We start from the raw sequence: 21,291 nt of genomic DNA, 5'->3' as shown, positions 1-21,291 counted from the left end.
ACCTTTTTTTTAAAACCACCAAGTCGTCAGTTTGCATTCACCAAACCTAATCACTCTTGACATAACACCATAAAGCAAAGCGGAAACATTATTTACGTAACCCCCTTTTGTCTTCATATCGCAATGCTGCACGGATGCCCGATACGATAATATACCGAAAGGGCTCAGGCGGAATCGAAAAGATTCGTCGATTCACAATAAAGAAGTTTGTCCGTTTCGATTCCTCTTCAAGCATTAACTCCGCTAACGTCAATCCGTTGTAATTCGTTAACGATACACCATGTCCCATGCAACCGATGCTATACCAAATATCGTTACTTATTTTCCCAATCGTCGGAATAAAATCGAGTGATGCAGAGATCGGTCCTCCCCAATGATGCGTAAATTGAATCCCATCAAGCTGGGGAAAGATTTCAGCTACGGTCTGTTGAAGCCGTGCATCCATCTCTTTGTTTTTGTCCCGATCGAGTGGACTTCCATAATAATAAAAGGCCTCACCTCCACCGAACATGAGACGATTATCAGGCGTCAACCGATAATAATGCAAAAAGTTGCGGAAATCTTCTACGCCAACTCGCTTCTCCCAATTTAAGGCTTGTAGCTGTTTATCCGAGAGCGGCTCGGTTAATGAAATATACGTGTAAATCGGAATTTGCTTCTTCTTTAGCTTCGGGTAAAACGATGAGTATGCATTGGTTGCGAATAAAATTTTTTCTGAACGAACCGTCCCACCTGATGTCACTACGATTTTCGTACGTGTTTTTACATCGATGACAGTTGTATTTTCATAAATTTTCACGCCTAAACGTTCCGCCACTTTCGCCAACCCTCTTACGAGCTTAGCAGGATGCAAAAGAGCACAATGCTCATCATAGCGAGCAGCTAAGTATGTCGGTGAATTGACGAGCTCACGAGTGTCCTTTTGATCAATCCATTTGAAACCTTTTAATCCGATATCGTCGATAAGCTCCATCTCTTTTTCAAGATGGTTTAACTGTTGAGCGTTTGTAGCAACAGTCATCATCCCATCACGTACATAGTCACAATCAATCTCGTAACGCTTAATCAATGTTTCTAAGTAGTCAACGGCATCAACCATATACATATCAGCTTCCTTCGTTTTTTGCTTTCCGTGTCGAAACCGTGTAATGTCCATTGTAATTCCAAACAAACGCATCGAAAATCCACCATTTCGTCCACTTGCCCCAATGCCAACAACACCAGCTTCTAAAATCGTTACATCTAGCGAAGGATTTTTCTCTTTCAAATGAATCGCCGTTGACAAGCCTGTATATCCCGCTCCAATTATACAAACATCCGTTTTCTGATCATCTTGTAACGAAGAATAGTGTTCATAATTTCCAACATGTTCGAGCCAAAAGCTTTTGTAATCCATCATGAAAAAGCCCCCTTATCCGTCCCTATTGTTCATATTATATCGCTATTCGCATATTTTTCGTAAAAAGATTACAAATTTTCGCTATTATTTTTTAAATGACTTGCCTGACCTCCTACAATCGATTACGCTTTAAATGATAGCGTTTACAAAAGGAGCTGCATCTGAATATGAATAATGATGTGACAGTAGCTGCCATTCAACTAGAACCGAAAATTGGTGATCTACACGCTAATCTTACCGCCTGTGAAAACATGGCGAACGAAGCAGGGAAAAAAGGAGCAAAGTGGATTATCATCCCTGAATTTTTCACGACAGGAATGGCCTTTAACCCTCGGATCACCGATGCAATCCAGCCCCCGAATGGTCCAGCATTAAATTTATTGCTTGATTTAGCAAAGCGTCATCATGCGTACATCGGTGGGTCTTTCATTACTAGAGATGAAGACAATATCGTTCGTAATGCATTTTACCTCGTATCTCCAGAAGGAATTGTCGGTAGACACGACAAAGACATTCCAACGATGTGGGAAAACTGTTTTTACATCGGTGGAACGGATGACGGTATCATTGAAATGAATGATCGTCAAACTGTTGGGGTTTCATTATGCTGGGAGTTCATGCGTTCGCAAACAGCAAGGAGACTACGCGAAAAAGTTGATGTCATCGTCGGAGGAAGCTGTTGGTGGAGTGTCCCTTCGTGGGTACCAAAGTCTGTCACTGCACGTTGGGAAGAAAAGAATGAGCGGACTGCTCTAGAATCCGTTCGTGTTTTTGCGACTTACGTCGGTGCACCAATTATTCACGCCGCCCACGTTGGGGAAATTGAATGTCCGTTGCCGTGGATGCCAATGAATTATAAAGGGCACTATGAAGCGGGTTCAATGATTGTCGACGGTGAAGGCAACACGATTGCACTACGCGATCGCCACGAAGGGCAAGGGATTGTCATCGGAAACATCAAAATCGGACGCACAACACCGCAACAGGACATACCAAATAAATACTGGCTACACGACCGTGGACCGATTCCAACGCTCGCGTGGAACTATCAACACTTACATGGTAGAAGATGGTATAAGAAAAACGTTGCACATCGAAAACCGAGTGTTGCAGAAAAACCGAAATCCTTAGCAAAATAAGCTAAGGATTTTCATGTTAACTGTTCATAGCCATTCGTCCAAGAGGACCACCTTCATCAATGATGTCTTGCAATTCATATACAGAGATTGGAAACATTGGAAATCCGAAAACATAAGGAGTAATTTCATATAACTGGAAATAAATAACAAGTGCTTTGTCTGCGATGTAAAAATCTTGATTAGGTTTGATGGCTGTGAAGTCACCTAGTGTCTGAATATCACGTTGCTTTATTTGTTTTTGAATTAAAGTTGAAAGCCGATCAACATAGTTGCTTCCTAGTTTAAACAAATCTTTCAGTTCACAAAGTTTTCCCTTTTTCAGATCAAACGTTAAAGACTTAATATACGTCATCCCGTGGGCAGCATAGTAATGATACGTATAATTCGATAATGATAAGCTCAAAACTTTTCGCTGATTGTTCTTTATTTCATACGTTCCGATCATCTCTTCTACTTGTGACGGCATCTCCTCAACTTGTAAGTTGATCAACTGTTGAGTGTGGGCAACGATTGTCTGATTCACAAACTGTTGTAATTTTAAGTTTCTCATATTAATCACTTGAGGGTAATACACAACTTTCTTTGGAGCATTACTAATTTTTAGCGTTCTAACATCCACCGGAAAAGTAATATCCATCCCTGCTAACCCCCAGCATTTTTTAACTATTGTATTCTTGAAAAAGGCTAATGTGTCTGTGATTCTGTTAATTCAGAAGAGCCCGTAGCGATCCCGATGTTAGATTTACTACACCTCATCCATCCGCATAAACGACACAACATCGACTTCTTATCCGAAGCTTGCCATACATCTTAATCCTGAACTATAGATGCAGAGAGGGCAACATATACCACTACAAGAAATTACCTTTAACGTCCTCGGTACAAGTTTGTGAGTGTGTTTAATCACTTGATATGGCACTTTTCTTCCTGTCCATTGAGCACATTTTTCATCTCGTTCAATTGCTACTGGGTGCGGAACATAAACAACATAAGCACGAATTGCATAATCATGTTTTTTCAACTTCTTTACGAGCATTTTATAGTTTCGAGTTCTTGCCTTTGAACTTTTATAAATAAAGTTCTTCCGTTTTTTTGATTAACCGATTTAATAGCAACATTCCCCGATATCATAAGATTCTTTATGAACGAGACGCGCAGCCTCGTTCAGATCTGTTTTCTTATACTTGCGTATTTGGGGATATAATCCTTAATTTCGTCAAGAGTGACGATTGTCGCAGAAATATATTTCACCTTTAGTTCGTTTTCAACAATCGCAATGTTGTTTTCCCCGAATCCGTTCCTACCCCTTTAGAATCGCGACCGGCTTTTTACCTTTCTTCGGATACGTATTTGCTTTTTCTCGATCATACATACGATCTTTTTGTGCAACTGATAACGTTTCTGTTGTGTATGTTTTTGAAGCAATGGAATACATATGCTTCATACCTTTAGCAATATTCAGTTTTCTTTTGAATCGTGTTCAGTTCGGTCATTCTTCAATCAACGTTTTAAAAATATGCCGCTCCGTTCCCCCATTTTTCACTAAATTACGAAAGATTATTTTTACGCGCAAAGTCCTTTCCGCCTATCATATACACGTATTTTTAATGTGAATAGTTATAAGTCTAACGTGTCGCTACATCCTTGGCACCCACCGTTCGCTCGTCTCCTATTAATGAAACGAACCTTCAGACACTCCTTTTTGTGACATGTGCCTATACACCTTGGTACATATAACCATATAGTAATGAGAAGGAAGGGAGGAAATTGTAAAAATGAATTATTATTATCAGTATCCGTATTATGATGATGATGAGAGACAACTTTTCCCAGATTTTTTTAATCAACTTTATCCTGGATTTCCAAGTGGAGGCCAAGGGAGACAGCCCGGGTTTCCTAACTTTGGACAATTTCCAAGCGGTGAGCCTGTAGGACCACCAGGACCATTCCCTAGTAGCGGATCTGGAGCTGGGCAAGCGGGACCCCCAACGAGTCCACCACCATCATTCACGCCAGAACAGCCACAATTCCAAACTTTTGCAGTCGATCCTGGTGCAATTAGAGGATGTCTTTTCCGGTTTACGTACGTTTGGCTAAGAAACAGATCTTTCTGGTTTTTCCCAACATTTGTCGGTAGAAATTCCGTCGCGGGCTTTAGATGGAGTAGATTTAGATGGGTTTATTATGGCATCGACTTAAATCGAATTGAGTCATTTCAATGCTTTTAAATTTTCGGCGGGTATGTTTCCAATAGGATTCATACTCGCTTTTTTATAAAGCTTGCTTCTTTTTATTTCGGAACTGAATTCTCTGACTTGAAAAGCACCCTTAAGCATATGTCGAAGGCTCAGTCGAACAAAACCCTTGGAAATGACCCTAGTAATTTAGATGTGAGAAATTAAAGTATTTTCCTTCGTCTACTCCATTTAATGATTTTTGGACAAGCCCTATAAAAACAATTTATTTTTATTGTCATGCCTTCGACTGGCAGCTCAATTCCAATAATATGGCTCGTTTCATCCGATGCAAAAAACAATATTGTAGCCGCCGTGTTTCAAGTTCTCCTTACTTGAAACAGAAGGGTTCTTAATTATATTTCCAAACGTCGGAGCACTCATTAGCGGAGCAATATGACTAACTTCAATGAACTGAGTTTACTTCCATAATCGTCAGCTGTCACTCAGCATCTCAATCCCGAGATTAGCATTCAACTGTCATCAAACGCGTCGCATTCCGCCGTAATCACATGTAAACGTCCAATCCTCTTCAAATAGCACGATCCAAAAAATTGTCTCTTTATAATCTTTCCAATCTTTTTTAAAGCAATTTCATATTCTCTGTTAAAGCAAGATAAAAATCTTGAAAATAAAACAAGTGACTAGACTTATGGATTATTGAGCTCATCATGGAAATAACTCCAAGTCTCTTCAGTTTCCATTGATAATGCCCAACTGGCCACGCCTTTTAAATCATATTTATGAACTAAACTAAGCTTTGATGCGATTGACTTTTCATCTTCATACCAAATCGTATATTTGCCGGGTACGAAATATTCATTTCCGTGAATAACGTGAAGCTTCGCTTTTGGAGATTGGAAATTTTCATTATAAATAACTTGAGATGGGTTTGAATGAAGCATTTCAGCTATTAAATAATTTCCCATACTCGTACCTTTAAAAACTCCATCTTCAGACCAAATTCTTCCATAAAAAGGGATCCCCATCACAATTTTTTCTGAAGAGACACCTTGTGAAAGTATATAATGAATTGATTGTTCAACCCATGGAAGACTTGCAACTGGTCCTTCATCGCTTCCTTCATAACTTTGGTCATATGTCATTAAAATAAAATGATCTATATGAGGTACAAGCTTTTGATAATCAAAAGCGGAAAAATAACCTTCATTATGACCGTCTGGATTTGAAGGAATGCAGATCGAAAGCTCTTTATCCGTTGGGAGTTTATTGCGCAGCAATTTGATAAAATGAACAAAGTCCTCCCTGTCTTGTTCTGTTAAATTTTCTAAATCGACAGAGACTCCTCCTAAATCGTTCTCTTGAATAAAGGACGCAATTTGTGTACTAAGGGATTCCCTATTTTTTAACGCCTTCTTACCCAAATCTTGATCCCAATGGTTGGAAAGAAAAGGAACCACTTTTACCGATCTTTTTTGCATTTCCTGAACAAAGCTGACATCAAAATCTTCCGTCACCTTCAGTTCTCCGTCACTTTTCAAATTAAAATAGTTGGGTGAAACTACGTTTATCGCTCCATTCGTACGATCCACAAAATCAATATAATCATTTTTATCTCCAAAATATATAAAAGACATGCTATATATTTCACTTTCCTGTTTAGATGTGGACAACAAAAACAATAGCAAGATCCCCCCAATTATACTAAGTGAAACGAAAAAAATATAAACGAATTTTTTCATAGATCCTCCGTTTAACTTTTTCTTATAAAAAGAATTATATTATAATAGAACTAATACTCTTAAAAAAAGGAGGTTGAGTTGTAATTAACAACTATTTGCTAATAAGCCTCTTAGTGCTATTTGCCGGATCATGCATAGGATTAAGTTTATTTACAATGTTTCGATACCATAGAAAAAGAAGAGAATACTACAAAAATTTGTTTTTAAAAATCTATTCTCCTTTTATTCCTAGAATTACAGCGTTAAAAAGAAAATACGGTTTTTTCGAAAAACACCTTTATATCATAAAAGAACATCGAACGAAGCAATCTGAAAAAATCAATGAAGTGTTACACATAGCGACTGACGTTTTTAATCAAGTGAAAGCAAATGAATCATTTATTTCCAAAAACGTTCTCAAGCATTATTTTGCTATACAAGAGTTAAGCATTGAACAAACTGACCGAGATAACATTCCATTAAAAACAAAACTCTATTTTGAAAGCCTAACAAACTACAAATTAAAACAAGAAATGCTCTTTATGCTTAAAGCTTTTTTTGAAGATATGAAAACAATATCAAAAAGAGCGAATGTTTTATATTCGGACTTAGAACAAACACTTGCTTTTCTATCAGAGTTTGTAAATCACTTAGAACAGAATGAATTAGTTCTTTTATATAAAAGCGTTGATGAAACGAAATAAGATTTACTAATTAGCCTTTATTCCAGAAAAGTATTATTACGAGCCATTAATCATCTTCAAAATAGGCGAGCAAAAATAGCAAACAGGGTCCACAAAATCTTTTCAGATTTTGTAACATAAATTTATTTTTCCAGAGAATGTTTTTAAAATAAGGACTTTTCATGCAGCTGTTTTTAAACTAGCATTGCCCGCACTTGCAGCAGACCTAATCCGCATCTTGGCAATACTATACAAACCTCCCTCAATAGGCTCAGACTGATTCTTTAGGAAATAACGAGGATGATCAAAAAAATTCAAAGATGGTGGTCAAAACAGGATCATCCTCTTCTCCAGCCTTAAGAGAAATGTGCTTCGACAATCAATTCGCTGAACTGAAAGAGACACCACTTCCAAGTTGTTCAGTAAATACGAATTAGTATAAAGAACTGAGCATTGATCGTCCCTCGTTATTTTTCGCCCAAATCGTACGTAACTAAATTCTTAAAGATTTCCATTGTTGTAGATGGATAAACACCCCTTCTAGACAGTTCCAGCCAATTGTCATCAGGATGAACCATACCTTGATCGATTACTGTAAAAGCCATAGGAATATCAAGCTCTTTTAGAATGGCCATCGTTTCTTCATCGTATTCCCCGAACGGATATGCAAACGCATTGTTATCGCCAATGATTTTAATAGCTTTTTGTAAATCATCCTTAATCGATTTTTTATCTTTTGAAATGAGAAATGCCTGACCCTCATCATCTCGCTCATGAAAAGCGTGGGTATGATTAGCGAATGTAAATACATTATTTGATTCGATAATATCTCTTTGACTTAAATATTGTGGTTCTTTCGGATCATAGTCTGCTGGATCCTTTTCAATTTTGCTTGTAATAAGGAATATTGTTGCCTTAAATCCATATTTATCTAACACTGGATACGCATTCGCAAAGTTATCTTTCCATCCGTCATCGAAAGTAATCAAAACACTTTTCTTAGGGACTTCAATTTTTTTATCCATAAACGCTTGAAACTCTGCCAATGTTAATGTCGTAAAATTATTATCATGAAGATATTTCATCTGTTCTTCAAATTGCTCCAGCGTAACAATCGTATCGAATAACTTTCCTTGGTAATGATGAATGTCTTCATCAATTTCTTCTTCAGAAATAATTCGGTGATACATTAAAACAGGAATTTTTTCAGCTTTTTCATTTGTTTTAAAAGGACCAAATTTTCGCAACTCATAATTGTAATCTATTTCTAGAGCACTTGCTTTAGAAAATTCAAGTTTGCTATTTGCAATAGTATTAAAATTAAGTACAAAGAATGCGGCTAAAATAGAAAAATGAATTAAAAAAACTGTAATAACAATATGATTTATGTACTTCTTTAAAATAATAACTCACTCCTAGCCCAATTTCTCTTTATCGCGGTTAATTGGGATAACTGTTCCGTTTTCAGAAAGATCATTTCCGTAGTCTTGGTGGCTATCACCGACTCGCTTTACTTTATTCCAACTATCTTTATTAATGAAATAACCTACTGTTCCAAATACATTAAAAAGAACGCCTAGAAATCTATACGTAACTATTTCGAACGGTATAAACAAACATAAACGCAAACGATCAGTTGCCGTAAAACCATGCCCTAATCGATTGTTAATGATTATGGATGTTATGCTTTGAAAGATTCCCAAACTAAAAGAGAAGCTGAATAACATTAACGCCAAATAGGCTCCATTCCCAGTTAATAGAATGATAAACGGAACGATTAAAGTCGGGAAAGCAGTAAGTGATCCTAATAACAACGCATCAACGATTAAAAAAACAGTCAGGCTGGGCTTAAATCTTGTAGGCAAGTATTTTGCGTAATTAATGATGCAATCAATAAACGCTTTTTGCCACCTTATGCGCTGCTTAAATAAATCTTTCAACGTCTCCGGACCTTCCGTGTAACATACTGCTTCCGGAATGAATTTTACTTTCGCATCTTTATACTTTGTTTTAATCAGGCTCTGGATACGCATAGTGATATCCATATCCTCGCCAATTGTAATGCGATATCCTCCAACTTCAAATAATATTTCCTTTTTAAAAATACCAAAAGCACCAGAAATAATAGCTAACGCATTAAATTTTGTTTGAGTCGACTTATATAAATAAAAATTAGCTAAATATTGGATAAACTGAAACTTTAATAGATTCGAAATTTTGAAATAAGGTTTTGGATTCGTATAATCTCCATGGAAAGCTTGACCAATGTGAACCATTCCTCCTGCAGCTAACACTTTATCATCTTCTAAAGCAGTGTTAATTACTTGCAAAGAATTTACATCAAGAACACTATCTGCATCTAAAGTAATAATATTTTCAAATGCGGCATAGTCAGTTCCAGTATTTAACGAATCTGCCTTTCCTCCGTTCTGCTTATCAATCACATATATTTTTGGATATCGTTTTGATTGATAAACACTCTTTACTTTTTTATGCAATAATCTATTGGCTTTCTCTCTTTTAACAGTTTGTAAATCCAGCAAACTATGAAGTACGTCCATTGTTCTGTCAGTGGATCCATCGTTGATAATAAAGGCCTCGTAGTTTTCATAATCAATATGCAAAATACTTTGAATACAATTTTTAATGATATGTTCTTCGTTAAAAGCAGGAACTAAAATAGACATTCCTTTTTCTTTTTTCAACCGTTCTGTGTACCGGCCGCCTTTCACTGTGAACAAAGGAACAAAGATGTATAAAACTTGGAAAATAAAAAAGATTGTGTACAAAGCAATTGTTATTTTTAACCCCATTGCCGTCCCCCCCTACAAACTAAACTAAATCAGTCCGTTAATTTTCTGAAGTCAGTTTTTTTAATTTCCCTTAGAAAATAAAATCATCTCCTCATGCATTATCGTTCTAATCTTAAGCTTTTACGTTAGTTGAAAATTATAAAATATGTAAGCAGACAGAGGTAATTTAAAGTGACTCTTTCTTTCGAACCATCTATGCAGCTGGATATCTGTAAACGAAAAGAGAACACCTCTATCTGACAAATAGCAAACCAAGTATTTATGTTTGTATGGCATGGGTTAAAAGTGAATTGATAACTTATTCCTAATAAAAACTAAATTTCAGTGTTTGTCACAACGAAGTGATATTCGTTTTTTCATCTTAATGAAACGATTAAACAAGCATAACGATTCACGGCATTAGTTCAACAAACTTGATTATTTATATGAAGAGCGTCTTTTTATCTAGAATGAACAAACCTTAAGAGACAAGACCTCGGTAGTATCCAGATTTTTTTTGGATACATTTACATGCATTTAGTGATAGGCTTAGGTTATTAGGAAAACGAAACTATGCTCTTATTTTTGATTATTTAAACTTCATTTCTCGTCTTTTCAGCATATTCAACAAGTATACTAAAATACTGTATTTTACTATAGCACCTATTGACAAAAAGGAAAATAATCTTCGAAGACTATTACGAATTGTTTATTACAAACAAAAACAGGTCTACATATTTTTTTAGTAATTACTATTTCAGAATAAAAAGGAAATATAACCGTAAAATGGTAACATCAGTGTTTTCACCTATATAAACCTCCTTCTTCTAATCGATATTCGAAGAAACTAATCAAATGGAATTTTTTGATTTTACCCCTACTCCCTCTACTTTATGCCCAAGACGAGGAGATTAAATTTTCGAACAATGTACACATTTTAGACATTCCTGAAGTAGAATTTTTTGTATTAAACTTTGTGTCAAAAGTGTGAAATGTCTCCTTATCCCGGATACATTTGCAGTTGATTGGCTTCCATATGATGGCATTCTCTACAAATACGATGCTGGTCGAAAAACAGCACAACGAATGAATATACCTGCTAATTAGATTTTTTTACGACGTCTTGCTTGGTTTGTAATACAACTGCATAAAACAATAAAAAGTCCTGTCATTTCACGATCAAAGGTAAATATCTGTCGAAATCGGCATACTATTCGTCCTAATTCTAAAACATGCAGTTGAAACAATTAAGACGTGGCCATCTGAACCCTTAAGAGGAAGTGTAAATAAAACGCAACTTGGATAAGGATTAACTTATACTGAGGTCAAAAGATTGGGGCATTTCCTACCCAGGGACCTGCTTTCTAGGAATGACGTAATTATTAAACAACCTTGCAATTGAAAGAACACTTACTCAAATCCCGGGCAATAAGTTATGGGATTAAAAGGAAATAAATAATTTTGAATACAAAAAAGTAACTTCAATTTCAGACAAGACGTATTTAGTCTTAAATCAAATAGGAGGAGGTGATTAACCTCCGTCCTCTCACACCACCGTACGTACGGTTCCGTATACGGCGGTTCAATTCAGGTTGGTAACGCAAGAATTCATAACGGTCATGTAGACTTCTGAGCCCTCAGCTTCTCCAATAGGAGATGTCAAGAGTTCGATATAGTATCGAACTATTTGCGCTTCGCCAATAGCCTTTTCGACTGTTTCTCCACTCATAGGCTTGCCAGTGAGATACTCCCAGTTTCACTAAGTTATGTATCTTTGCCTTTGGCTTTTTCCAAGCTTTCCATAAGCACATGCGAGAAGTCTCCGACGTATCCAACCATCTAGGTTTTCAAAGGTGGATGCAGTGTCCTCTATTGCATTGCAAAATAACCACACCAGCCGATTAAGTATTGGTTCAGCTTCTTCAGTCGATATTCCATTCGAATATGACATCTTGTAAATGTTAATAGAAAATTGAACCAGATGATGTGATGATAATTAAAAAATGCTCGCCCTAAACCAGTTATTTTTAAACTTTTCTAAACTCCATTGGCTTTATATAGAGAGGTGGGTATGATATCCTTGAGCGTTTGGTGGGGTGCTAACCACGCTTTCGCAAATAAGTCTACCCATAGAGGCTACGTGTCAAGCCTGTGCAGATTCAAATAATTACCATCTAAACTGGTGAACAGCATCAAATTAAGATGGTTCAATTTTCATTTGCGAAATACACCTTATCAAAGAATTTTTCTAAGTCCATGTCTATTACCCATCTGTACCCATCCTAGATATATTCTTTTTCTTACTGTAGCATGGGCACTCTGATTAGGGCGGAAGCCATAACTGTGTTCAGAAAAGGTTGGGTCATATCTCTGCGATAGTACTTGGGCCATGGCTTGTTGAATCAAAACGATCTGTCACGGTTGGGATGCCGAGTAGCCGAATGCCGCCGTCAGGTTTCGGGATCTCGACTCTACGGACGGGCATGGGTTCATAGGTACCCTTAAGAATAGCTTCTCTTATGGATGAACAGTTTTCGAGAATGTGCTGACGTAGGTTTTGTACGGGCATCATATCTACACCATGGCTCCCTCTATCCTGTTCCACTCGTTTGAGTGCGAGAAGTATCTTCTGTCGTGATAGAATTTGATTCAAAAGCATCGTTATTCTGTCCTTCCGTGAATAGCGCCAGCGGTCACTCCACCCTCCAAACGGTTCCCCAACGGAATTCACCGTCTCCTCCCTCAAGTGAGGTACTCATGTTTTCTGTGTTCATCATGACCGACTGAATGCAAAGGGCTATTCTCTCTTCATTGTTCCGTCCTTCCGAATCATTCTAGACCGATTCGTACTATGACGTCTGCTGACTCCTGATGGTTCAGCTGCATATCTCTAAGCAGGTTATGAAAGGGACTTCACGTATCCATCGGACCTCTCAAGGTAAGGATGTAATCTTTCCTTCCATCTATCCGCTTCATTTACTCTGTATCACCTTTGGCAGAAAGGACTTTGTTTTGTTTGGCAAACTCGTCCAGTGATACCTAGCTTCATATGATGTTCATGTTCCTCGGACCGGAAGTTTGCCGCTCGCTTCCTTCAGATTCCGCGTCACCGCGAATTAACTAACCACTACTTCTGCCTTCGTGGCTCGCGACTAGCACCCTATAGACTACACCCTTTCCGATCACACCAAAAGAAGCGTAAACTTGCCGTTTTGGCAAATTTACGCTTCCTGTAAAATTTGAGATTTTCGTTCTGTATCATCCTTTAAGCCAAGCGTCTGCGCGGTTAGCGTCTGAATATCGTGAAGTAACTCCGGGTTTTCCATGAGTGACTGGCCGTAAGACGGCACCATTTCTTTAATTTTCAGTTCCCACGTTTTTAAATGTTGCGGAAAGCATTTTTTAATAACTTCGAGCATAACGTGTACGGCAGTAGAAGCGCCAGGTGAAGCACCTAGCAATGCAGCGATTGAGCCATCGGCGGAAGTAATCACTTCCGTACCAAACTGAAGCGTTCCTTTACCGCCTTCCTCTGTATCTTTAATCACTTGCACTCGCTGACCCGCAACGACAATCTCCCAATCCTCACTTTTCGCATTCGGAATAAACTCACGCAACTCGTCCATTCGCTGTTCCTTCGTTAACATCAATTGCTGGATTAAGTACTTCGTCAATGATAACTCTTTTGCGCCCGCTGCCAACATCGTTAACACATTATTCGGTTTAACTGAAGTGACTAAGTCTAAATTTGAACCTGTTTTTAAGAACTTTGGTGAAAAGCCAGCAAATGGTCCAAACAACAACGTTTTTTTATTGTCGATATATCGTGTATCAAGATGTGGGACAGACATTGGTGGCGCACCGACCTTCGCTTTACCATACACTTTTGCATGATGCTGCGCAGCAACCTCCGGATTTTTACACACCAAAAAGATTCCACTAACTGGGAATCCTCCAATCTGTTTACCTTCAGGAATACCAGATTTTTGCAGCAAAGGAAGGCTACCTCCCCCGCCACCGATAAAAACAAATTTCGCTTTATGGTATTTAACACGACCACTCTTGAGATTTTTCGCTTTCACTCGCCACGAACCATCGCTAGCCCGTTTAAGATCATCGACTCGATGGTTGTAGTGAATATTAATATTTTTCGTTTTCAAATGCTCAAACAACATACGCGTTAACGCACCAAAGTTAACATCCGTACCCGCATCAATTTTAGTTGCTGCTATCGGTTCATTCGAGGTACGACCTTGCATAATAAGCGGAATCCATTCCATTAGTTTTTCCGGGTCATCAGAAAATTGCATACCTTCAAAAAGAGGATTGTTTGACATCGCTTCAAAGCGATTTTTTAAAAACGTTACATTTTCCTCTCCTTGTACTAGACTCATATGAGGCAATGGCCGAATAAAGTCCTGTGGATTATGGATCATCTTGTTCTTGATGAGATAAGACCAAAATTGCAATGAGACCTGAAACTGTTCATTAATTTTAATCGCTTTGCTAATATCGATAGAGCCATCTGGTTTCTCGTCAGTATAATTGAGCTCGCATAATGCAGCATGCCCTGTTCCCGCATTATTCCATTCATTCGAGCTTTCCTCTCCAGCTTCTGATAGCTTCTCAAGTACGGTAATGTTCCAGTCAGGCACCAACTCTTTAAAAAGAGTCCCCAACGTCGCACTCATGATCCCAGCACCAATTAAAATAACGTCTGTTTCAGTTTGTTCGCCGCCCATTTTAACCACCTTATATAATTATGATTTGCAGAATGAATACAGATGCTCTGCTTAAGCACCTAGTTAAACAAAACGACACCAAACACATCTTCTCCGAATCAATGATAATACTAGATTTATACCCGCTACTATTATACTACTTTTAGAAGTTAAAAGGGACTTAAAAACAAGTAGAGTTGGAAAAACTTATGGACTGATTATTTTAGCATAGATTTATATACAAAACCGTGATAGAAAATTAAAAAAATACACCACTCTTTTTAAAAGAGTAGTGAATATCTAAATAAAATATTTCAAAACATGAACTTTACTTTTCTCGTAACATCTCAGCAATTTCTCGAAAAACAGTCGATGGGCTATTCCTTAATAAATCTAAGGAGTAGATTTTAATAATGCTTCCACGTCTTGATATTTCTATGGTCCGCTCTTTTTCACGAATGAAAAATCTAAACCCCTGAATCGAATAAGCCTTAATCCGATTTGCAAGATCAAGGGATCGACTATCTAAATCAATGTTTACCTTTTGATGCAATCTACGCAACATACGCCATAATGCTAGTTCTTCTTCTGACTTTACGAAAAGTTCCGGAAGTTCACGGGCTCGCTTTAACATTTGAAGCGTTGTAAATGTGTATGATATGATTCCATAACCTACAGGACCAATCGTATGATCTAATCTGCGCCAACCATCAACATGGAATTGAACGTACCTTTCTTCGTTTATTGATGGAATCTCCTTGATATCTGATCGTTTCACTATATCTGTACTAACAATTTTTCCAAAGTACGTAATCCCGTTTCGCACTTCAGCTTTTGACGATACTTTTTGCGGGACATAAAGCGCAATATAACGTGCTTCATGCCAATTTCCTTTTAGTCGACGAACAGGAATATGATAAAAACGATAACGCATATGTGCATGATATCTGTCTAAGCCATTCACATTTCCAACGATAACTTTTTCTTCTAACGATGATTGCCAATATTCTAAAGTTCCACGTGGTAAAATACCCTCTTGGTGTATTTCTTCTGGACTTGCATTAATTAATCTTTCTACAAATTGTTCGACAAGAGAAGTGGCACTCGGTAAAAACGGTAAGCCACCTATGTTCACTTGATCAATGCTTTTATAAAAATGATGGGATTGGTACCCAAACTCATCATTCCAAGGAAAAAGCACATACGCGCCAAAAGCATGTCTTTCATAAGGACCTTCTTGTTGAACAACTAACGCATCCCGATATCTATGCATCGTGTTAATATCTTCTTCTAATGGTCCTGGCTCCTCATATTGGTATTCATAATAACTACCTGGTGCAGCAAAATCAATTCGGTATTTCGCATCGAACACATAATTATACGGAAATGCTTGATCCTTTTTATCAATACTTATCAAAATGTCTGGTTTTTGAGGCACGGTGGGCAAACCTTTCCCTCTTGCTTGAAAATTCAAGATAATTTTCTCGTGAGTTAACGGGTGTCTAAACACACGTTTTGCTGATTTCGTTTGATCTAAATCAACAAATAATCCGTCCCGCTTCACTTTTACGATATTTTGAGAAACCGTCTCATATTTCTTTGCAAGAATCTGCCCCATCTTAAGGAATGTCCAATATTCATAAAGGGTCGCAATATCTTTTACTGACATTTTCATTAGTTGACCTTGAAGTGTTAACCCTCTTGAGACAATAAGGTAAATGCGAAAAGCTTCTTTGTATCCTGGCTTCATTTGTAAAACAAGACTCATCACCGTGCGATCAAGTTTCCCAATATCTTGCCAGAACGGCTGTCTTATTTTATGAAGTAATTGCTGTCTCATTGCTGAAACTTGCACCAATAAGTCTTCATCTACTTTTTTATCATAAAATCCATGTTTTTCTGTAAGTTTATCGTAAAGATGTGCAATCTTATGAATTAACCTTTCCATCATCCACTTCACAAATCGATTTTCTAACGTATCAAAGGATAGGTCTTGCTTAAATGTCCAACCTTTACGTGGCAATACTTCGCGTCCATGAATTGAAAGACCACTTTGAACATCTTCAAAAAGACTCGCTCTTCTTTGTAATCTTCGCCGAATTGTTCCATCGATCCGTTTCATTTGATCGCCACGAACATAACGATATTGAGTAACCAATTGATGATGTGGTTGTTGTTCGATGCGTTCAATCGCTTGTAGAAACTGCTTATAAAAATGTTGCAAAAGACGGTAAAATTCCGTGAGAGATGGCTTTCCTGAATACACTGGTGAAGAACCTAAGAACGTTTTTCTCAGGAAGTCAAACGCCAAATTATAGATCTCATCATTCACTTCTTTTAACAACTGTTGGTAATCCTCTTTATAATCAAGTTTCGTCGGATAAATTTCCAACGTCACTTCAAGTAAAATACGTCGGTTTTCTTTTATCTGAAAAGTTGTCAGTCCAACTTCATTTGTAAAGATTAAATTGCCAATAAGTATGCGACCATCTTTACCAACTGGTCCTATTGCTTTACGTAAACCGGGGTGCTCATGGTCAAAAATTAATGTTTTCCCACGTTTCGATTCGACAACAAGTTGATACACACCGTTTTCAAAAAAGATGGGCGGATGCTCCCCTTTTTCAATTAATCGTCCTTCGCTTACATCAAATATTTCAACAGACTCTAAGCCCACACCTTTACAGGAAAATTGCATCGTTTCAATGAAGCCATCAGCCATCGGTTTGTATCGTTTTAAGCTCTCAAACTTTTCCTGATATGGCTTTCCTTTAATGTAGAGCGAGAGTTCAGATGTCTCAATAACGACGAGTTGAGTCACGGATTCATCAGAACCAGAAGGAGGTAAAGCCATCTTCAAACTGCCTCCTAATCATATCAGCCAACTTTGAAGCTGATTTAGGATATGTCACATGCTCCAAATCTTCTTTTAATGTATCGATTTGATCGTCTTCAACAATGCGATTCGTGCAGAATTGGTAAAGGTTTTTAAGCACACGATACGTTTGCTCATTACTGCCCGTCAGTCTAGGTAATATCTTTTGATGTATTTGAAAATCAAATGCTTCATCCTCGTCTAATAACTGAGCGTTTTTGTTATGAATCATATAAAAACAAATTTCATCACGAATTCGATAACCAAATGACGCATTCATTTCACTTAAAATTGAATTAATTTCTACAAGCTTTTCGGTCACTTTATGAATGAAGTCTTTTTCTTGACTATAAGCTTCTTGCAATCGAATATATTGCCCTCGTAACAAAACGTTTGAAACCTCGACAGGTTCTGGTAACGCAGTTTCATCATCAAAAAATGAAAAATCATCTAGCTTTACATCGTTAAACTCAATGGCGTTCGCTCGATCAAGAACCTTTTGACTAAACGGATGTGTCGTTTCATCCATATTCACAGTGCCGATCATATACACGTTATCTGGAATACTAACACTTTTCCCACTTTCATTGTCTAATCGAATGGAATCCGTGACAATTTGATCGCCTTTCCATTCACGACTTTCCATGATGCTTAATAAATCACTGAAATAATACTCCACTCTTGCTAAATTCATTTCGTCTAACAATATAAAATATGGCTTGTCCCGATTTTCTTGTTTAGAAGCTTCTTGTAACAAAATCGTTAAAGGACCTGGATTAAATTTCCCTTTCAAATCGGTATAACCTAATAAATCCGACCCATCACTCCAGTCTGGACGGACTGGAATCATCATGAGTCGACCATTATCAACAGTGGCACCTAAACTTTCAGCAAAGTTCCTCACAATTTGTGTTTTCCCAGTTCCAGATATGCCTGATAAAATAACGAAAGGCTTTGTTTTTAATGAAAGATACAAGTTCATAATATTTTCTTTTGAATAGAAAAAGCCTTTTCCTGAAATGTAAGTGTGAATGTGATCAATTAATTCTTCACTTGATGCAAAGATTGGCTGATTCTCTTTTACCTCGCTATGTTCTTCAGTACCTTGAGAATCATAATTATAAAAAGTTTGATAGTATCCGATCATTTTTTCTAAATCATTTATCAATTCTTGGTCAGAAGGAAAATCATCTAACTCATATTTTATATATAAGGCTGTCGAGAACTCATATTGTTTTGCTTTTTGACTATCACCAAGTTGAATATCATTATCCTTCTTTACTTTTGGATCAGTTTGAATCACATTTCGTATTTTATTTTTTCTTTTTGCCATTTGATCCCTAGAAGATTCTGTTACGCCTTGAGCAAGTGTGAGGTATAACCTTTTCATGTCTTCACTAAAAAGATACACAATATAATAACCCTCTTGGGTAGTGGTCGTAACTTTGTTATCCATAATTGCCAACCAAGGCACAAATGCCCAATTTCCCATTCCAACGGAACCTCTAACCAAATATCGTTCTTGCTGAATAAAAGACAGTTTGTTTAATTCATCCGGGAGATCTCTCCTAAGTACTGAACCGATTGGATGGCCAGAGAAGGGATCCCTTTTGGCGTCGAGATATGTATTCATAATTTTGATAAATAAATCACGTATTTGTCCCAATTCAATAGGATCTCCTTTTTCATCGATTAAACCCACGTTCTTAAACCATGTGAGAAGATTACGAGTTCTCTCACTTGCAACTGATTCAACCATAAGATTATCCCCGCGCGAATTGTAAACTACAGTTCGTCCTACCTCTATCAATAGTTGGCGTTTTTCAGACAAAGAATAAGCTTTTAAATATTTAAGCAACTCAAACACCATTGATAGATAAGGAGATTTCAACATAAGTTCTCTCAAATATTTTGTTTTATCAGGAGATGTCGAATACTCTTGAAGTATCATATGATTTTTTTGATAATCCTCATTAAGAAATCCTAATATTCTTAAATCGAGTCTTGTTCGAGACTTTAATCGATATATCTTATCATCCTGGATTTGTTGACTAAGCCTATCCGGATCATATTTTCCATTTACGATGTCATTCAAAAATTCTATCACATTTTGATATCGTTCTGAAGGTAAATCATCCGTCTGGTATTTTTTAAACTGGATAAAAACTTTACCTTTATATTTAACTTCCTCAATAAATGGTAGTGTTACAAAAAAAGCCATAATAAATGATTGTCTTCGTCCAATGTGCTTAAAATCTTCATATGTACATTGTCTTTTATTGCAAAGTATTTCCCAAGCTTCTACTATCCATTCTTTTTTAACGAGAACATATGGACTCTCATACTTACCAGTTTTATACTTTCCTCTGGAACTATTTGTTTCAACATAAAATCCATTATCATTTACTTTAGTAATTTTATTAGGCATCACATTGCCAAGTGTTTCTACTTGTTTGATTTGGCGTCCATATTCGAGTAAAAGATCTATTATCATCTAAAACACTCCATAGTTCTGCATAAATAGTATTGAAACAATTATACCATCTTGGACTCATTGTAATGCCCCCTTTGTCAAAACACAAAGAGAAAAAATTTAAGTTATGTGTTTTCTCTCCTTTCGCTCTGAATGTGGGAGTGGGACGATCCATAAAGGCAAGACATGGAGCCTCTACAGGCAAGATTCACCTGCCGAGAAGCCAGATGTCACAGCATCGGCACCGCCAAACGAGGCTATCATGCCCGCCTCTCCATGTAAAGCCTCCATTACGTTGTTTAGGATGCTTGTGCAATCTCAGGTTGCTTGTGAACCGTTTCGGTGTATATGGTAACTTAAAAGTGATCCACCATGACAATTGAAAACTGATCCACTCTTGATAGAAAATAACCCTAACGATTCTAGTTAGGGGGATATCTTAGGAGTGATTACGTTGACAGAAAAACAAACAATTATCCAATTACATTTAGAAGGGATGAGTAAAAGAAAGATTGCCAAGAAGATGAAAAAATCACGGAATACAGTAGCGAAATATATTCAAGAATTTGAGAACAGTAAAGAGAAGGATGTGCGTAACCTTCCGCTTACAGAAGAGATTTTAAAGCCACCCACTTACAAAAAAAGACGAGGCAGAAAACGAGTCTTAACCGATGAAATCAAAACGAAACTACGTGGATACATAAGGGACAATGAGTGGAAAAGAAAGCACTACATGGGAAAGCAACAAATGAAAATGATAGACATGCATGAGGAGCTGCTTAATGACGGGCATTTGATCAGCTATACAACGGTACGCAATTTTGTGAATGAAGAAACTGCAAAATCAAAAGAAGTCTTTATTCGAAGACACTCAGAACCGGGGCATGAAGTTGAGTTTGATTGGGGTGAAGTCAAGCTAGAGATTGACGGAAAACTAAAAAGTTATTCCTTAGCTGTCTTTACACTAGCTTACAGTAACTACCGTTTCGCTAAGCTGTATCAATCTGAATCAAAAGTTTGTGTTTTAGATGTGCATTCAAAGTTTGTTGACGAGATAGGGTTCATTCCATCCGTCTTCACGTACGATAATATGCGCACGGTTGTTAAAAGATTCATCGGGACAGAGCGGAAAATTACAGACAGTATGAAGCATCTATCAAACTACTACGGATTTCATATCCGCTTATGCAATCCAGGAAAAGGTAATGAGAAAGGACATGTAGAGCGAAGTGTTGAGTTTATTAGACGAAAAGCTTTTTCTTCACTACACACGTTCTCAAGTTTACATGAAGC

Annotated in this window: 12 protein-coding genes and 1 pseudogene; 4 read left to right on the top strand and 9 right to left on the bottom strand. The window is 37.3% G+C overall.

What is annotated here, in order from left to right:
- Positions 1-88 precede the first annotated feature (88 nt).
- On the bottom strand, positions 89-1,399 hold the full coding sequence (locus tag ABU914_RS02140) for an NAD(P)/FAD-dependent oxidoreductase (protein WP_379668114.1): 1,311 nt from the start codon (positions 1,397-1,399) through the stop codon (positions 89-91).
- 167 nt (positions 1,400-1,566) lie between these two features.
- Between ABU914_RS02140 and ABU914_RS02135 the strand changes: the two genes are divergently transcribed.
- Complete coding sequence (locus ABU914_RS02135) at positions 1,567-2,538, top strand: carbon-nitrogen hydrolase family protein (RefSeq protein ID WP_379668113.1); 972 nt, start codon at positions 1,567-1,569, stop codon at positions 2,536-2,538.
- 16 nt (positions 2,539-2,554) lie between these two features.
- On the opposite strand, the gene ABU914_RS02130 is transcribed toward ABU914_RS02135, so the two are convergent.
- Positions 2,555-3,175, bottom strand: a complete 621-nt coding sequence (locus tag ABU914_RS02130) for a DUF3298 and DUF4163 domain-containing protein (protein ID WP_379668112.1) — start codon at positions 3,173-3,175, stop codon at positions 2,555-2,557.
- A 1,138-nt stretch (positions 3,176-4,313) separates the two neighbouring features.
- Between ABU914_RS02130 and ABU914_RS02125 the strand changes: the two genes are divergently transcribed.
- Positions 4,314-4,766 (top strand): hypothetical protein, encoded by a 453-nt coding sequence (locus ABU914_RS02125; RefSeq protein WP_379668111.1) that lies wholly within the window; start codon positions 4,314-4,316, stop codon positions 4,764-4,766.
- 656 nt (positions 4,767-5,422) lie between these two features.
- Here ABU914_RS02125 and ABU914_RS02120 read toward each other — a convergent pair.
- A complete protein-coding gene (locus ABU914_RS02120; RefSeq protein WP_379668110.1) occupies positions 5,423-6,475 on the bottom strand; it encodes a glycosyl hydrolase family 18 protein in 1,053 nt (350 codons plus the stop codon).
- 197 nt (positions 6,476-6,672) lie between these two features.
- Between ABU914_RS02120 and ABU914_RS02115 the strand changes: the two genes are divergently transcribed.
- On the top strand, positions 6,673-7,158 hold the full coding sequence (locus tag ABU914_RS02115) for a hypothetical protein (RefSeq protein WP_379668109.1): 486 nt from the start codon (positions 6,673-6,675) through the stop codon (positions 7,156-7,158).
- A gap of 446 nt (positions 7,159-7,604) precedes the next feature.
- Here the strand turns inward: ABU914_RS02115 and ABU914_RS02110 are convergent, their stop codons facing one another.
- The 6 genes and pseudogenes from ABU914_RS02110 to ABU914_RS02085 all read right to left on the bottom strand — a co-directional run bounded on the left by ABU914_RS02110 (position 7,605) and on the right by ABU914_RS02085 (position 20,019).
- On the bottom strand, positions 7,605-8,384 hold the full coding sequence (locus ABU914_RS02110) for a polysaccharide deacetylase family protein (protein ID WP_379668108.1): 780 nt from the start codon (positions 8,382-8,384) through the stop codon (positions 7,605-7,607).
- Between the two features lie 168 nt (positions 8,385-8,552).
- Positions 8,553-9,950 (bottom strand): glycosyltransferase family 2 protein, encoded by a 1,398-nt coding sequence (locus tag ABU914_RS02105; RefSeq protein WP_379668107.1) that lies wholly within the window; start codon positions 9,948-9,950, stop codon positions 8,553-8,555.
- A 2,207-nt stretch (positions 9,951-12,157) separates the two neighbouring features.
- A pseudogene (locus tag ABU914_RS02100) lies at positions 12,158-12,588 on the bottom strand (reverse transcriptase domain-containing protein); the annotation flags it as partial.
- Between the two features lie 562 nt (positions 12,589-13,150).
- The gene (locus ABU914_RS02095) at positions 13,151-14,671 is read right to left on the bottom strand and encodes a malate:quinone oxidoreductase (RefSeq protein WP_379668106.1); all 1,521 of its coding nucleotides are present in this window, start codon (positions 14,669-14,671) and stop codon (positions 13,151-13,153) included.
- Positions 14,672-14,978: 307 nt separating this feature from the next.
- A complete protein-coding gene (locus ABU914_RS02090; protein WP_379668105.1) occupies positions 14,979-17,504 on the bottom strand; it encodes a DUF2357 domain-containing protein in 2,526 nt (841 codons plus the stop codon).
- Positions 17,479-20,019, bottom strand: coding sequence for an MrcB family domain-containing protein (locus tag ABU914_RS02085; RefSeq protein ID WP_379668104.1), 2,541 nt, complete (start codon positions 20,017-20,019; stop codon positions 17,479-17,481). Before ABU914_RS02085 ends, ABU914_RS02090 begins: the two co-directional genes overlap by 26 nt.
- A gap of 433 nt (positions 20,020-20,452) precedes the next feature.
- Here ABU914_RS02085 and istA point away from each other — a divergent pair.
- Positions 20,453-21,291 (top strand): IS21 family transposase (gene istA, locus ABU914_RS02080; protein ID WP_379668103.1); only part of this gene is annotated, 839 nt, incomplete at its 3' end.

The organism is Pueribacillus sp. YX66, from assembly GCF_041725775.1.
In the GTDB taxonomy this organism is placed as follows: domain Bacteria; phylum Bacillota; class Bacilli; order Bacillales; family UBA6769; genus Pueribacillus.
The sequence above is the reverse complement of the archived record's forward strand: the minus strand, read 5'-3'. Positions and strand labels throughout refer to the sequence as shown.